Source organism: Truepera sp. (assembly GCA_032027045.1).
Classification (GTDB): Bacteria; Deinococcota; Deinococci; order Deinococcales; family Trueperaceae; genus JAAYYF01.
Genome location: JAVSMU010000001.1, coordinates 1,678,992 through 1,693,941 on the forward strand (window position 1 = coordinate 1,678,992; position 14,950 = coordinate 1,693,941).

General features: G+C 69.8%; 12 protein-coding genes and 1 tRNA gene. 5 read left to right on the plus strand and 8 right to left on the minus strand.

Annotated features, from left to right (window positions below):
- Window positions 1-70: 70 nt before the first annotated feature.
- A complete protein-coding gene (locus tag ROY82_07760) occupies window positions 71-1,252 on the plus strand; it encodes a hypothetical protein (GenBank protein ID MDT3682355.1) in 1,182 nt (393 codons plus the stop codon).
- Here ROY82_07760 and ROY82_07765 read toward each other — a convergent pair.
- From ROY82_07765 to ROY82_07790, 6 genes are all read right to left on the minus strand, one after another.
- Entirely contained in the window at window positions 1,249-2,178 is a 930-nt protein-coding gene (locus tag ROY82_07765; protein MDT3682356.1) for a hypothetical protein, read from the minus strand. The genes ROY82_07760 and ROY82_07765 overlap by 4 nt on opposite strands.
- Before the next feature lie 14 nt (window positions 2,179-2,192).
- Window positions 2,193-3,206 (minus strand): tryptophan--tRNA ligase, encoded by a 1,014-nt coding sequence (gene trpS, locus ROY82_07770; protein ID MDT3682357.1) that lies wholly within the window; start codon window positions 3,204-3,206, stop codon window positions 2,193-2,195.
- 37 nt (window positions 3,207-3,243) lie between these two features.
- The gene (locus ROY82_07775) at window positions 3,244-4,854 is read right to left on the minus strand and encodes an alpha-amylase family glycosyl hydrolase (protein ID MDT3682358.1); all 1,611 of its coding nucleotides are present in this window, start codon (window positions 4,852-4,854) and stop codon (window positions 3,244-3,246) included.
- The gene (locus ROY82_07780) at window positions 4,851-6,017 is read right to left on the minus strand and encodes a M23 family metallopeptidase (protein ID MDT3682359.1); all 1,167 of its coding nucleotides are present in this window, start codon (window positions 6,015-6,017) and stop codon (window positions 4,851-4,853) included. The genes ROY82_07775 and ROY82_07780 overlap by 4 nt, the downstream gene beginning before the upstream one ends.
- Window positions 6,017-6,556 carry a hypoxanthine phosphoribosyltransferase gene (gene hpt / locus ROY82_07785; GenBank protein ID MDT3682360.1) on the minus strand — a complete coding sequence of 180 codons (540 nt, stop codon included), beginning with the start codon at window positions 6,554-6,556 and terminating at the stop codon, window positions 6,017-6,019. The genes ROY82_07780 and hpt overlap by 1 nt, the downstream gene beginning before the upstream one ends.
- Window positions 6,557-6,641: 85 nt before the next feature.
- On the minus strand, window positions 6,642-7,496 hold the full coding sequence (locus tag ROY82_07790; protein ID MDT3682361.1) for a pseudouridine synthase: 855 nt from the start codon (window positions 7,494-7,496) through the stop codon (window positions 6,642-6,644).
- A gap of 73 nt (window positions 7,497-7,569) precedes the next feature.
- Between ROY82_07790 and ROY82_07795 the strand changes: the two genes are divergently transcribed.
- From ROY82_07795 to ROY82_07805, 3 genes are all read left to right on the plus strand, one after another.
- Window positions 7,570-8,025 (plus strand): thioesterase family protein, encoded by a 456-nt coding sequence (locus ROY82_07795; protein MDT3682362.1) that lies wholly within the window; start codon window positions 7,570-7,572, stop codon window positions 8,023-8,025.
- A gap of 25 nt (window positions 8,026-8,050) precedes the next feature.
- Window positions 8,051-9,127 carry an aminopeptidase gene (locus ROY82_07800; protein MDT3682363.1) on the plus strand — a complete coding sequence of 359 codons (1,077 nt, stop codon included), beginning with the start codon at window positions 8,051-8,053 and terminating at the stop codon, window positions 9,125-9,127.
- A 73-nt stretch (window positions 9,128-9,200) separates the two neighbouring features.
- A tRNA-Leu gene (locus tag ROY82_07805) sits at window positions 9,201-9,287 on the plus strand.
- A gap of 107 nt (window positions 9,288-9,394) precedes the next feature.
- Here ROY82_07805 and glyS read toward each other — a convergent pair.
- Window positions 9,395-11,563: a glycine--tRNA ligase subunit beta gene (glyS, locus tag ROY82_07810; GenBank protein ID MDT3682364.1), complete on the minus strand. Its 2,169-nt coding sequence runs from the start codon at window positions 11,561-11,563 to the stop codon at window positions 9,395-9,397.
- The gene (locus ROY82_07815) at window positions 11,556-12,425 is read right to left on the minus strand and encodes a glycine--tRNA ligase subunit alpha (GenBank protein ID MDT3682365.1); all 870 of its coding nucleotides are present in this window, start codon (window positions 12,423-12,425) and stop codon (window positions 11,556-11,558) included. Before ROY82_07815 ends, glyS begins: the two co-directional genes overlap by 8 nt.
- Window positions 12,426-12,689: 264 nt before the next feature.
- Here ROY82_07815 and ROY82_07820 point away from each other — a divergent pair, with 264 nt between their 5' ends.
- Window positions 12,690-14,900, plus strand: a complete 2,211-nt coding sequence (locus tag ROY82_07820; GenBank protein ID MDT3682366.1) for an ATP-dependent Clp protease ATP-binding subunit — start codon at window positions 12,690-12,692, stop codon at window positions 14,898-14,900.
- Window positions 14,901-14,950 lie beyond the last annotated feature (50 nt).

The following is a 14,950-nucleotide window of genomic DNA, read 5'->3' on the forward strand; positions in this document are numbered from 1 at the left end:
ACGACCGGCGCCCTGCCGGGGGCGGTATGCTAGCGCCATTCCCGCCGGCACGGCGGCCCTGGAGTCCTTGGTGCTTGACCGTCCCGTCCGACCCGAACGCTGGCCATCGTTGATCGTCTTGCTCCTGGCGCTGCTCGCAGCCACGGGCTGGGCTCAGTCGCCCACCGCGCCGCAAGCTCCCGCCGCCCCAGGGGGGCCCGCGGACGGTGGCCCGGTCGCCGAGGCGCCGGCAGATCCGGTGCCCCAGGAGGCCGATGCGGCCGTCAAGGCGTGGCTCGCGCGCGAGCCCGTGTCGCTCATGAGCCTCTCGCAACTCGATGCGGCCGACCTCTGTCGGCAACTCCCCGACCTAATCGCGAACCCGGCCCCGCTGCCCGGCACCGAGGTGCGGCTCGAGGACCGGATCGAGCAGCCCAGCGACGACCCCGACGTCAGGCGCTTCACTTACGCGGCCGTGCGGCCGGGCAACCAACTCGACGTGGTCGAGGTCGTCATGCAACGAGCCGACGGCGCCTGGAAGGCCGCCAGCGTGGGCTTCCTCAACCAGAACCAACCCGTTGGCGCCCGCGCCTGGTTGCAGACCCCGGCGGCGGCGTGGGTGTTCGCCGCGTTCTCGCTTCTCGTGCTTCTCGCCCTGACCCGCAAGGGCTCCCTGCTGCGGCGCTGGTTGGCGGCGGGCCTCACAGTCATCCGCGAGCACCGCCGGCTCGTCGCAATCACGCTCATCTCGCTGTACGCCCTGTTCGGCCTCGGCGCCTTCGTCGGCACCACGCTCCCCGTGGAGTGCGAGCAGGCCGTGCTGGACGTCGTGAACGCCGCCATCGGCACGGTGGGCGCGAGCCAGGCGTACGGCAGCGGCAACGTCTTGCGCGCCGCGGCTACCACCTACTTCCAGAACTTCGTGGTGGTGACGACCTCCGTCACCTTCCCGCTCGCGGCGCTCTTCGGGGTGCCCGCCTACGTTTTCGCGGCCGCGTCCTTCTTCACGCAGGGCATCCCGTTCGGGTTGCTCGCCTCAGGCGGCCCCATCTACATCCTGTTGCTGCTGGTTCTGCTCGCCCTCGAGCTGACGTCATACTTCCTGGTCGTCGCCGGAGGCGGCATGCTTCTCGCCACCCTGGTGCGGCCCGGCCCGCCGGGCCGGTTCGCGCGCGGCTTCCGCAAGCTGCTCCTCATGCTGCCGATCGCGGGCGTCATCCTCCTGGTCGGCGCGTGGTACGAGGCGCTGATCATCATCCTCGGCCTTGCCTAAGGCCCTGTAACGAGCCCCCAGAAGCGCTCGATGGCCGGCGCCACGTCGAGAAGCGATTCGGCGCCGGCGAACTCGGGCGCGCCCGGCCCGAAGACCAACAGGGGGACCCGGTTCAGCGTATGCCGGCCAGAAGTGACGTCCTCGAGGTTGCCGTGATCCGAGGTCACGACCACCGTGATGCCGGAACCGGCCACGCGCTCGAGTAATAGATCGACCTGTTCGAGCAACCTCGTTGCCCCGCTGAAGTCCCGGGCGTGACCGAGCGCGTCGGTGGGCCAGACGTCGAAGAAGACGAAGGACGCGCTCGCCGCGAGGCGGATCAGGCTGCCGGCGGCCCCCGCCGCGCCCTGCGGGGTGAGGCTCGGGTCCATGCGGGCGAAGCGCGCACCGTCGACGTCGGCGGCCACCGCGAGGCCGGCGCGGTAGGCGCCCATGTCGCGGAGTTCCAGGCCGGCGGCGGTGGCGGCCACCACCGGCGCGTTCGGCCGGTGGCGCCTGGTGCCCAGCGACTCGAAGTACTGGGGTGGGTAGGCGTTGGCCAGCACCGCGCCGCGGAGTTCCAGGCCCCTGGTGAATAGCGAGCCCTTCTCGAGCACCGCCCTCAGGGTCGGACCGGGCCAGGGCCCGTAATGGCGTCCCATGGCCAGCGCCCCGTTCACGCCCGTAAGCAGGGTCGTCTGGCCCGTGGCCGACTGCGGCAGCCCCTCGACCCCCAGGGTGGCGTCCAAGCGGCGGTAGACGACACCGGGCCTGGTGACCTCGGGCGTCTCCCTGGTGAGGGGCCCGGCCAATACCTCGCGCAAGAAGGGCGTGGCGGCCGCGGCCAGGGGGTTGGTGGCGGGGTCGGCCACGCCCAGGCCGACGCCGTCGAGGAACACGAACAGCACGCTGTCCGGCAACCTCTCGCCGCCCTCGGACCGACCCATGCGGCCGCCCGTCGTCAGCCGACCCCCATGGCGGCGCGTACGCGCTGCATGGTGGCGCCTGCGATCTCGCGGGCGCGGTCGGCGCCCGTCGCGAGGAGTGCCTCCAGCTGGGCCCGGTCGTCCATGTACTCGTGGTAGCGGGCCTGGATGGGCCGGAGCGTCTCGACCACCACCTCCACCACCGCCTTCTTGAGGTGGCCGTAGCCGGCGCCGTCGAACTCGGCCTCGATCTCGGCCGGCGCCTTGCGCGTGAGCACCTGGTAGATCGAGAGGAGGTTCCGGACGCCCGGGGAGGCGTGCTCGAAGCGCAACTCGCGCCCCGAATCGGTGACGGCGCTCATGACGGCCTTCTTGATGGCTGCCGGGTCGTCCAGGAGGTTGATGGCGTGGCCGGGCCTATGCACGGCGATGCTCTTGGACATCTTCACGGTCGGCTCGTCGAGCCCCATGATGCGCGCGCCCACCTCGGGGATCTGCGCCTTGGGGACCTTGAAGACCTCGCCGAAGAGGTTGTTGAAGCGCTGCGCCAAGTCACGCGTGAGCTCGATGTGCTGCACCTGGTCCTCACCCACCGGCACGAAGGCCGTGTCGTAAAGCAAGATGTCGGCCGCCATGAGCACGGGGTAGTCGAGTAGGCCGGTGCCGACGCTGTCGCGGCCCTCCGACTTCGACTTGAACTGCGTCATGCGGTAGAGCCACCCGAGCGGCGTCACGCAGTTGAGGAGCCAGGTCAACTCGGTGTGCTCGCGCACCGCCGACTGCACGAACACCAGGTTGTTCTCGGGCTCGATCCCGACCGCGAAGTAAAGCGCCGCCACGCTGCGCACCTGCTCCTTGAGGCGGGCGGGCTCCACCTCTTCGGGCACGGTCAAGGCGTGCAGGTCTACCACGCAGAAGATGCCGTCGCGCTCGTGCTGCTGCGCCACCCACTGCTGCAGGGCGCCAACGTACGTGCCCAGGTGGAGGGTTCCGGTGGGTTGCACGCCCGAGAAGACGCGCGCCTTGGCCACGGTGGTTGCTGGACTCATAAGGGCCAAGTATACGGGTGCCCCTGCCGCCGGCGGTTCAGCGCAGCGGGATCACGCTCAGGCCGAGGGCCGGAAGCTCGAGGTTGCCGCCCTCGAGGACGCGCAGCGGGGCGCCCGTAACGAGGTCCGGGTAGCTTGCCATGCGCAGGTCGCCCGGCTCCCACTCCGCCGCCCGCGCCGACAAGTTGGCGAGCACCAGCAGTCGCTCGCCGCCGGGCGCGGTGCGCACCAGCGCCAGCACGGCCCTCGAGGAGCCGGTAGGCACCACGCTCCAGTCGCCAGAACGCAGGGCCTCGTGCGAGTTCCGCAGCGCGGCCAGGTGGCGGTAGTGGTTGAGGAGCGAGGCCGGGTCGGCGTCCTGTTCGGCCACGCTCACGCCCGGGATGCCGCGGCCAGGGTCGGTCCACGGCTGCGCCGTGCTGAACCCGAACAGGCCGTCCGCGTCCACCGCCTCCCAGCGCATGGGCGTCCGCTTCTCCACGTCGAACACGCCGGGGCCGTCGGGCATGCCGATCTCGTCACCGTAATAGACGAACGGCGTGCCCGGCAGCGTGAGCAAGAGTCCCGCGGCCAGCTTCAACCTGGCCTCGTCGCGGCGGGGGATCGAGAGCCTGGTCGCCAGCCGCGTCTGGTCGTGATTGTCGAGGAACGTGCCCCGGACCGCTCCCTCCGGATACAGCTTCCTCTCCTGCGCCAGGGTGTCGGCCAGGTCCGCCGCGCTGCGCGATTGCAGGGCGGAGAGCAGGACCTTCCAGAGGGGGTAGTCGAACGACATGTCGAGGTTGCCGGCCGTGTGATAGCGGACGATGGCTGGCATCTCCGTCCACGTCTCACCCACGAGGAACGCATGCGGCGCGACCTCATGCACGTACGCCTCGAAGGCGCGCACCCACTCGTAGGTCTCTGGAGTGTTCGAGATCTGCCCGTCCGGGCCCTCGATGAGGTGCTGGATGGCGTCGATCCGAAAACCGTCCACCCCCAGCTCCAGCCAGTGGAGCGCGGCAGCCTGCAGCTCGGCGGTGACGGCGGGGTTGGCGAGGTTCAGGTCGGGCATGCGCTCCGAGAACAGCCCCAGGTAGCTGGTGCCGTCCGGAGCGAGGTGCCAGGCGTTGCCCCCCCTCGTGCCGCGCATCGGCGGGGGGTCCCGCTCGAAGCGGTAGTAAGCGCGGAAAGTCTCGTCACCGGCCAGCGCGGCGCGGAACCACGGGTGGGCGCTGGAGGTGTGGTTCGGAACGAAGTCCAGGATCACGCGGATGCCAAGCTCGTGGGCACGCTCGACGAGTTCCACCAGGTCGGCCTCGTCGCCGTATTCCGGGTTGACTCCCGTGTAGTCGGTGACGTCGTAGCCGTGGTAGCTGGGGCTCGGGTAGATGGGCATGAGCCACAGGCCGCCGACGCCTAGGCCGGAAAGGTACGGCAGGCGTTCGATGAGGCCCCGCAAGTCGCCGATGCCGTCGCCGTCCGAGTCCTGGAACGAGCGCACGAAAACCTCGTACCAGACGACCTCGCTCCAGTGCGGCGTGCCGGGCGGCAACGCGCTGGCCGCGTCCCGGGCGAGCGCGGGCTGGCCGGGGAGAACGAGTGTGAGCAGTGCCATCGTCAACAGCGCGCCCCCCAGTTTGAGTCCTGGGCGTGCGGCTCGGGTCACGGGAACGTCTTGCCCACCCAGGCGAGCGGGTTGCTTGCCGCCTGCCTCACGCGCATCTCCCAGTGCAGGTGGGGTCCGGTCGAGAGGCCCGTGGTGCCCACGAGGCCGATGACGTCGCCCTGCTTCACTTCCTGCCCGACTTCCGCCTTCACCTCGGACATGTGGAAGTAGTAACTCATCAGGCCGGCACCGTGGTCGATGGCGACCCAGCCGCCCTTGATGGGGTAGCGGCCGGCAACGACCACGACGCCGTCGTTGGTGGCGTGGATGGGCGTGCCCTGGGCGGTGGCCAGGTCCAGTCCGTAGTGAAACGACACGGGACCGTCCTGAACGTACCGCCGCGCGTCGCCGAAGCCGCTCGTCGACACGCCGTCTATGGGCATGATGAACGGCTTGGTCCATAGCGGGCCCGGCCGCGCACCGGCCCACGCGGCGGCGGCGGTCTCGGCCTCCAACTCGCGGCCCTCGGGAGTGATCACGGCGAGGGTGGACGCCGAGAGCCTCAACTGCTCCACCTCGACCGGCAGCGCTTCCAGGAGGGTGGTGGTGCTCACGTCATAGGCGCGACCGAACTCGTCGGTCACGTGCAGCGCCAGGGTCAGGGCCTGCGGGTCCACGGTCATGGGGGTCGCGAGCATGCCGCGGTAGGCCGGGCCCGCCACCTCGCGCAGCGGCACGACCGCGCCGTCCGCCGTCAGCGTCACGGACGTGACGGCCGCGCTCAGCACCGGATCGGCGCCGGGGCCGGGGAGTCCGGTGATGGTCACTCCGAGCGGGTCGCCGGCCCTGACCTGGCCCGGCGCCGCTAGTGCCGGCTCGAAGGCCGGCACCCCTACTATGGACGCCTCCAGCACGGTCTCGTTTCCGGCCGCGTCCTTGGCGCTTAGGTGCGCCAGCTGCACGCCCGGAACGGCGGGAACGTCGAAAGTCGCGTCCTGGTCGACCAGCGTGGTCGTCTCGCCGCCGTAATCGAGAACGTACGTTACGGGTTCGTCAGCGCTGACGAAGAGGCCGAGCGGGGCGCCGACCGCCAACCGGGTCGGGGGCTCGGAATACAGCTGTGGCGGCGTGGTGTCGCGCAGCGCCGCCGCCACCGTGAGCGTGACGAGGGCGAGGCCGAGTACCGCGAGGGCCACCAAGGCGTTCCGGCGTGCCCGCGGCATCAGGTCCCTTGGCTCGTGACGAACGGCAGGTTACGCAGGCGGTGGTCGACGTCGAGGCCGAAGCCGTAGACGAAGGCATCGTCGATGGTGAAGCCGACGTAATCGATGGGCACTTCCACCTTGCGCCGCGAGGGCTTGCTCAGCAGCGTGGCGACCTTCACCGACCGGGGCGCCCGCCCATGCAGGTAAGAAAGGAGGTACTGCATGGTCAGGCCCGTGTCGACGATGTCCTCCACCAACACCACGCTCCGGCCCTTGAGGCTCTGCTCGAGGTCCTTCACCAAGCGCACCTCGCCGCTGGACTCGGTGCGCGACCCGTAGCTGGAGACCGACAGGAAGTCGAGCGTCAAGGGTCGGTCGATGGCCCTGACGAGATCCGCCATGAAGATGAACGCGCCGTTCAGCACGCAGATCAGGTGAAGGTCCGCCCCTTCGTGGTCGGCGGCGATCTGTTGGCCCATCTCAGCCACGCGTGCGGCTATCGCGCCTGCACTTATCTGCACCGCGCCCGTGCCCGGGTGGAAGATGCCGCTCGTCACTCGAGGTCCTGGTTCACTTGACTGCACCGTTGGCAACGCTCCTGCTGCGGCGATAACCGGTACCCGACTGTCCGGGCCGTGGCTCTCAGCTCCGCTCGTCGGGATTATACCCAAGCGCGCGCAGCTCCTTGGGCGTCAACTCCCGGAAGCCCCCTACCGCCAGATCGCCCAGCTTCAGACCGCCCGCACGCACACGAACCAGCCTCTCGACCGAGTAACCGAGCGCCTTGAAGAGCCGCCTGACCTCGCGCTTGCGACCTTCGGTCAATACCACGTAAGCGCCACCTGGAGCGGGCCTGGCGCTCTTGGCGGCGGCGTGGCCGTCTTCGAGTTCCACCCCGCCTAAGAGTCGCTTCAGGGCGGCCGGGTCCACCCGACCCTGCTTGGTCCAGACGCGGTACTCCTTCTCCAGCTCGTAACGCGGATGGGTGAGCTTGAGCGTGAGGTCGCCATCGGTGGTGAGGACCAGCAGCCCTTCGGACTCGCGGTCCAGGCGGCCCACCGAGTGCAGCCCGGGGGTCGGGGGCAGGAGGTCGAAGACCGTGGCCCGGCCCCGCTCGTCTCGCGCCGTCGTCACGTAGCCCGCCGGCTTGTTGAGGACGTAGGTCACGTGGTCGTCGCTCACGTGCAACTGCTTGCCGTCTACACGTACGTCGTCGCCGGGCAGGGCGCGGTCGCCCAGCTCCGCCACGCGGCCGTTGATCTTGACGCGGCGGGCCGTGATGAGTTCCTCGGCCTTGCGGCGGCTCGCCACGCCGGCCCGCGCGATCAAGCGCTGGACGCGCTCGCCCGCTAGGGGGCTCGAGGGCGCCGCGGGCCGCTGCCGGCGCCCGGCCCCGGCACCTTCCTCGGAGGCCCCGGTGGTGGTCCCCTTGCGCTTGGTCCGCTGTGTTGGTTTGCTCGTGGGAGGCCCCCGTCGCGGCGGCCGCTTCGCGCTCATGCAGGCCCATGATAAGGGAAGGGCGCAACGCCCCGCGTGCCCTCGCGCCACCACGGCGCGGGTAGCATGGGGCATGTCGGATTCCGTGAGTGCCCTCGACTCTACGCTGCGCTCCATCATCGAGGACGTCATCCCTTTCAACCGCCACCTGGGCGTGAAGGTCGAGGAGATCGACCGGGCCGGCAACCGCGTGAGCCTGGCGATGCCGGTGCAGGACGCGCACATCGGTAACGTGGTGAGGCGCATGCCGCATGGCGGGGTGGTGGCCGCCCTCGTCGACGCCGCCGCCGGGGCCGCCGCGGCCCTCACCCTCGACGACCTCTCCCGGGCGCCCAGCGTCGCGACCATCGACATGCGGGTGGATTTCGTGAGGCCCGGGCGAGGCGCCTCGCTCAGGGCCGACGCCGAGGTCATGCGCAGCGGCCGCAGCGTGATCGTCGTGCGCACGGAAGTGTTCGACGACGACGGCACGCTGCTGGCTCTGGGCTCGAGCGCGTTCACCGTCGAGCGCGGCGGCCGCGCCGAGTGATAGCGTTCCAGGCATGATCCACCCCATGAGCGACCGGTACGCCAAGCTGCTGGTCGAGTACTGCCTGAACGTACAGCCGGGGGACGACGTCTTGCTCCAGGTAGAGACCGGCGCGCTGTCGCTGGCGCGGGCACTCACCCGCCGCGTGCTCGCGGCGGGCGCCGAGCCCCACCTGCGGCTCGCGTACCCCGAGCTGGCGGCCGACATCATGGAGCTGGCCTCGGACGCGCTGCTCGCGTCTCCACCGCAGGTGCAGCTCGAGGAGATAAGGCGTATGGACGGCTACGTGCGGGTATCGGCCCCGTCCAACTCGCACCACCTTCAAGGCGTCGACTCGAGCCGCGTGACGGCGTGGAGCAAGCGCATGCAGGACGTGACCCGCCACCGCGTGGCGAGTACACGCTGGGTCGGAACGCTATATCCGACCAGCGCGGCCGCGCAGTCCGCCGGCATGAGCACGGACGCCTACGAGAAGTTCGTGTTCGGCGCCATGTTCCTCCACGACCCCGACCCCGCCCAGCGCTGGCGCGAGCTGGGTGCGGCGCAGCAGCGCTGGGTCGACCGCCTCGAGCGCGCCGGCGAGGTGAGGATCGAGGGGCCCGGCACCGACCTGCGCTTAAGCGTCGCGGGCCGCAAGTGGGTCAACTCGGACGGCAAACGCAACATGCCTTCGGGCGAGGTGTTCACCGGGCCCATCGAGGATTCCGCCGAGGGCACGATCCACTTCGCCATCCCATCGAGCGTGGCGGGCACGGTGGTCGAAGGCGTAACGCTGCGCTTCGAGGCAGGCAAGGTGGTCGAGGCCACGGCCCGCCAGGGTCAGGCGGTGCTCGACGCGCAGCTGAACACCGACCCCGGCGCGAGGTTCCTGGGCGAGCTTGGCATAGGCACCAACCCGCACATCACGTTCCCCACGCTACAGACTCTCTTCGACGAGAAGATCCTCGGCACCATCCACCTCGCCCTCGGATCCTCGTACGCGGAAACGGGCGGGGTGAACAGGAGTGGCGTCCATTGGGACCTCGTCTGCGACCTCCGCTCAGAGGGCAGCGTCGCGCTCGACGGCGAGCCGTTCCTGGCGGGCGGCAAGCTGGTCGGTTGAGCGTGCCGATTGCCCCATGGGGCACTTGCGCGACCGGCCGGGGCTGGGTATCCTTCTAGACCGCTGAGCGCGTGCCGAAGTGGCGGAATCGGTAGACGCGCACGATTCAGGGTCGTGTGTCCGTGAGGACGTGTGGGTTCAAGTCCCACCTTCGGCACCAGAGCGCGCGCTGCGGCGAACCAGAGGGGCCCCGGAGAAACCGTCCGGGGCCCCTTCGACTGCCGCGAACGCCCGCCAGCGCGCCCTAGCTAGGTCCTTTTGCGCGTCCTAGGAACCCGCGAGTTGCTCGAGGTCGCCGAGTTGGCGGAGCAGGCGCACTACCTCGCTCAGGAGCGCCAGGCGGTTTCGGCGCACGTCCGGGTCGTCGGCCATCACGAGCACGCCGTCGAGGAAGTCGTCGAGCGGCGCCTTGATGCCTATCAGGGCCTGCAGCGCGTCGGCCACGCCCGTCAGCTGGCGTGGGGCGGGGTCCCTCAGGTCCCAGCCGGGCAGCTGGCCCTTGGCGGCGGCCAGCAGTTCGTCGGCGCCGCGCTGCGCGGCGGGTAACGCCGCCAGGAGCGGCGCTTCTTGCGGCTCGGTGAACAGCGCCGGCTTGACGGCGGCGCCCAACTTGTGCTCCGGGTGGTCGAAGGCGTGCGCGTCGACTGGCACGGCCTCGCCCTTCGCGAGGTTGGCTGCGCGCTTGTAAAGCGCCATCAGGGCGGGCATCTCTTCGAGGTCCATGAGCGCCTTGAGTAGCTCCACCCTGCGGGCGGCGCCTATGACCGTCACCGAGCCCTGGATGGCGGCGCGGACCACGTTGACGGGGGCGCCGTTGTCGAGCAGGAGCGACGCCACCCGGTCCCAGACGAACTCCACTACCGCCTGCTGCACGTCGGTGGAGGCGGTCACCGGGCCGGCCGCGTAGGCGGCGGAGCCCGCCTCCACCAGGGTCGTCAGGCGCAACGGCCAGCCGCGAGCGTTCAGCACCCGCGCCACCGCCAGGCCGTCGCGGCGCAGAGCGAACGGGTCGGCCGACCCGCTCGGGCGCTTACCCAGTGCGAAGAAGCCGATCAGCTTGTCGACCCTGTCGGCCAGGGCCAGCACGGCGCCCGCGGCGGTGGCGGGTACGTCGTCCTCGTGCGTCCTGGGGCTCACGCCGCCCAGGAGCGCTTCGGCGGTCGCGGCCGGGAGCCCCTCGGCGAGGGCGTAGGCGCGCGCCATCACCCCCTCGAGCTCCGGGAACTCGAAGATCATCTCGGTCGCCAGGTCGGCGCGGAAGATGGGCAGGGCCTGCGTTGCGGCGTAGGCCTCCTTCTGCTCGAGGTCGAGGGCGTCGAGCAGCTGGCCGACGGTCTCGCCCACGCGGGCGGTCTTGTCGGCCATGCTGCCGAGTTCCTGCTGGAAGGCGATCCCGCTGAGGCCCCAGGCGTGCTGCGACAGGCTCTTGCGCCGGTCGGAGGTCCAGAAGAAACGGGCGTCGTAGAGGCGCCCCGCGAGCACCTGCTCGTAGCCTTGCCGCACCACGGCCACGTCGGGCACGGAGGTGTTGGAGACGCCCACGAAGGCGGCCGCCAGGCGCCCGGAGGCGTCGCGCGTGGGGAAGAAGCGCTGGTGCTTGATCATCACCGTTGCCAGCACCTCCTCGGGCAGTTGCAGGTAGCCGCTCGCGAAGCTCCCCAGTACCGCGAACGGGCTCTCGACCAGGTCGGTCACCTCGTCGAGCAGCGCGTCGTCCTCGGTGACGCTCAGGCCCTGCTCGTCGGCGGCCGCCTGCACCGCCAGCCAGGTGGCTTCGCGGCGCGCCGCGCGGTCGGCCATGACGAAGCGTTCCGCAAGCGCGGGCGCGTAATCGGCGGCGCTCTTCACCCCGAACTCGCCTTCCGCCATGAAGCGGTGGCCACGAGTGATTGCGCCGGCCCGGACGCCGGCCGCTGCCACCGGAATGACCTCGTCGCCGAGGAGCGCCAGCAGCCAGGCCACCGGCCGGATGAACGGGGTCGGCTCGTCGCCCCAGCGCATCTTCCGTGGCGCCGGGAGGTCCTTGACCACGCCGGCGAGAAGTTCAGGTAGAACGGCCGCGGCGGCCTCTCCCCCGACCGTTACGTGGGCGTAGACGTACTCGCCCTTCTCATCCTTCCGAAGCTCCAACGCCCCCTGGTCGACACCGTTCTTGGCTGCGAAGGCCAGGGCCGCCTTCGTGGGGGCCCCAGATTCGTCGAAGGCCACGCTCGCCGGCGGCCCACGTCGCTCCACCGTGCGCTTGGGGGTGGAGGCCGGTAGGCCCCTCGCCCATACGGCCAGCCTGCGGGGGGTGGCGTAGCCCGAGGCGCCGGTGGGCGCGAGTTCGGCGGCGGCAAGGCGCTGCGTCAGTAACACCACCAGCGCTTCGCCGCCCGACTTCACGTACCAGCTGGGTAGCTCCTCCGTGCCGATCTCGAACAACAGGTCAGCCACCCGTGGCCTCCGCTCCCGCCTGCTCGACCGGCCGCAAGTACGCCTTGGCGGTGGCCTCGGCCATGCGTCTCACGCGCTGAACGAACGCCTGGCGCTCGGTCTGCGAGAGGACGCCCCTGGCGTCGAGCAGGTTGAAGGCGTGAGAACAGCGCAGCACGAACTCGTAGCCCGGATAGACGAGCCCCTTGCCGAGAAGCCGGTACGCCTCCAGCTCGAACTTCTCGAACAGCAGGCGTTGGAGTTCGGGATCGGACTCCTCGAAGTTGTAACGGGAGTGCTGGACCTCGAGGTCGCGCCGCAGGTCTCCCAGCGTGACGCCGGGGCCGTAATCCACGTCGAACGCGTGCGTCTTGCCCTGCAAGTACATGGTGAGGCGCTCCAGCCCGTAGGTCAGCTCGACCGAGACCGGCTTGCAGTCGAAGCCCGCCACCTGCTGGAAGTAGGTGAACTGCGTGACCTCCATGCCGTCCATCCACACCTCCCAGCCAAGCCCCCAGGCTCCCAGCGTGGGCGATTCCCAGTTGTCCTCCACGAAGCGGATGTCGTGCGCCTTGGGATCTATGCCCAGCGCGTAGAGCGAGTCCAGGTAGAGGTCTTGCACGTCGGCGGGCGAGGGCTTGAGGAGGACCTGGTACTGGTAGAAGTACTGGAAACGGTAAGGGTTGTCGCCGTAGCGGCCGTCGGTCGGCCGGCGGCTCGGGGCGATGCCGGCCACGCGCCACGGCTCTTCGCCCAGCGACCGCAAGAAGGTGGTCGGGTAGAACGTGCCCGCGCCGACCTCGGTGTCTTGCGGCGGGGCCACCACGCAGCCGCGTTCCGCCCAATAGCGGTCGAGGCGTGCGACTATCTCCTGGAAGAGCATGCTACTCCCTAGTTCGGCCCGGGCGCTGCCCGCCGGCCGCGCGGCACGCGAGGAAGGGCGCCGCCATCACCTCGCGATTGTAAGCGTTGATCGGGTCCAAGCCCCAGGGTCCATGTCTGGATGGCGGCCCGATGAAGGAAATGGTAACGAAGTCGCAGCCTGTCGCAACCTCGGACGGGTACTATGGGCCCATGACTACGCGGCGTCGTCCGCAATCACCAGTTTTTCTGCGCGCCAGCGGGCCGTCCCGGTTCGGAGATCACCGTGAATAGGTACGACGACAGGTCCAGGCTGGTCTTCCACTACGCGCGTGAAGAGGGCGCGAAGCTGGGCCACACCATGATCGGGCCCGAGCACCTGCTCCTTGGCCTGATGCGCGAGAGTGGCACGGCCTGCAAGGTCCTCGAAGAGTTTGGGGCCTCGCTCGACGACTTCAGGCTGCAAGTCGAGGAGATGGTCGGCCGCGGTGACGGCATGCCCAAGAACGAGGCCGCGGCCATCACGCCGCGTGCCAGGCGCGTCATGGAGCTCGCCGGGTCCGAGGCGCGTAGCCTCGGCTCCTCGATAATCGCCACCGAGCACATCCTCCTAGGCATCATCCGCGAGGGCGACGGCGTCGCCTACCGCATCTTGCAGAACCTCACCCGCGACGTCGACTCGGTGCGCTGGCGCATCCTGGCCGCAGCCGACCCCAAGGGCCAGGCCGAGCCGGTCAACACGCCCTTCCTCGACGAGTACTCGCGCGATCTCACGCGCGAGGCGCAAGAAGGCAAGCTCGATCCCGTCATCGGCCGCACCGAGGAGATACGGCGCGTCATCCAGATCCTGTCGCGCCGCACGAAGAACAACCCCGTCCTGATCGGCGAGCCGGGGGTGGGCAAGACGGCCATCGTCGAGGGGCTGGCCCAGGCCATCGTCGAGGGCCGCGTGCCACCCAACCTGCTCAGCCTGCGGGTGCTCGGCATCGAACTCAGCAACGTCGTCGCCGGCACGAAGTACCGGGGCGAGTTCGAGGAGCGGCTGCGCCAGATAATCGAGGAGCTGCGCCGCGCGCGCGTCGTGGCCTTCATCGACGAGCTGCACACGCTGGTGGGCGCCGGCGGCGCCGAGGGCACGCTCGACGCGGCCAACATCTTGAAGCCGCCGCTCTCGCGCGGCGAGGTGCAGGTCATCGGGGCCACCACCACCGGCGAGTACCACCGCTACATCGAGAAGGACGCCGCCCTCGAGCGCCGCTTCCAGCCCGTCATCGTGCTGGAGCCGTCGCCCGAGGAGTCGCTCGAGATCCTCATCGGCCTGCGCGACAAGTACGAGGCGCATCACGGCGTGGTCATCCCCCGGGAGATGCTGGAGCTGGCCGTGAGGTTCGGCGAGCGGAGCCTGCCGGGCCGCAACTTCCCCGACAAGGCCATCGACCTGATCGACGAGTCTGCGTCGCGCACGCGCCTGAACAAGTCGCTCGGCTTCCCGGTGCTCGAGGAGCCCGACGGCACGCCCATCGTGGGCCGCGAGGACCTCGAGGCGGTGGTCGACTCGTGGGGCGGCATCTACGTCGACGAACAGGACAACGAGAAGCTCGCCCACATCGAGGAGCACCTGCGGCACACGGTGGTGGGGCAGCGCAACGCCATCCGCGCCCTGGGCGCGGCGCTCAGACGCTCGCGCGTCGGGCTCGGCGGCCGCACGCGCGTGTCCGCGTCGTTCCTCTTCGTGGGCGCTTCCGGCGTCGGCAAGACGTACCTCGCGAAGCAGCTCGCGATCCTGCTGTTCGGTAGCGAGCGGTCCCTCGTGAGGCTCGACATGAGCGAGTTCCAGGAGCCTCACTCCATCAGCAAGCTCATCGGCGCCCCTCCGGGCTACGTGGGCCACGAGCAGGGTGGCCGCCTCACCGAGGCCGTGAGGCGCCAGCCGTTCAGCGTGGTGCTCCTCGACGAGATCGAGAAGGCGCACCCCGACATCTACAACACGTTCTTACAGGTGCTCGACGACGGCAGGCTGACGGACGGGCTCGGCCGCACAGTCGACTTCCGCCGCGTGATACTCATCATGACGAGCAACACGGGCTTCAACCTGCCCGGCAGCACCATCGGCTTCCAGGACCAGGCGCACCAGGACCCCGGCCAACCGCTGAAGGGCATCTTCTCGCCGGAGTTCCTCGACCGCCTCGACGAGGTCATCGTCTTCGAATCGTTCAACAGAGAAGACGTAGTGATAATCACGAACCAGATGCTCGAGGACATCCGCCGCGAGCTGCTGGGCCGCGACATCCAGGTGACGTTCGGCGCAGAAGTCGCCGCGTTCCTGGTCGACAAGCTCCCGAAGGGCGAGAGCGTGAGGCCGCTGCGCGGCGTGATCCGCGAACACATCGAGGATCCCCTCTCCTCCGAGCTGCTCGAACACGGGAACACCGAGCCGCTATTGGTGACGGTGGAGAACGACAAGACCGTCTTCGCGCGGCCGGTGTCACTGGTTTGATCCCGCGCCGGCTAGAACGAGCAGCGGTACCGGCCGCTACGCCCGGCGCC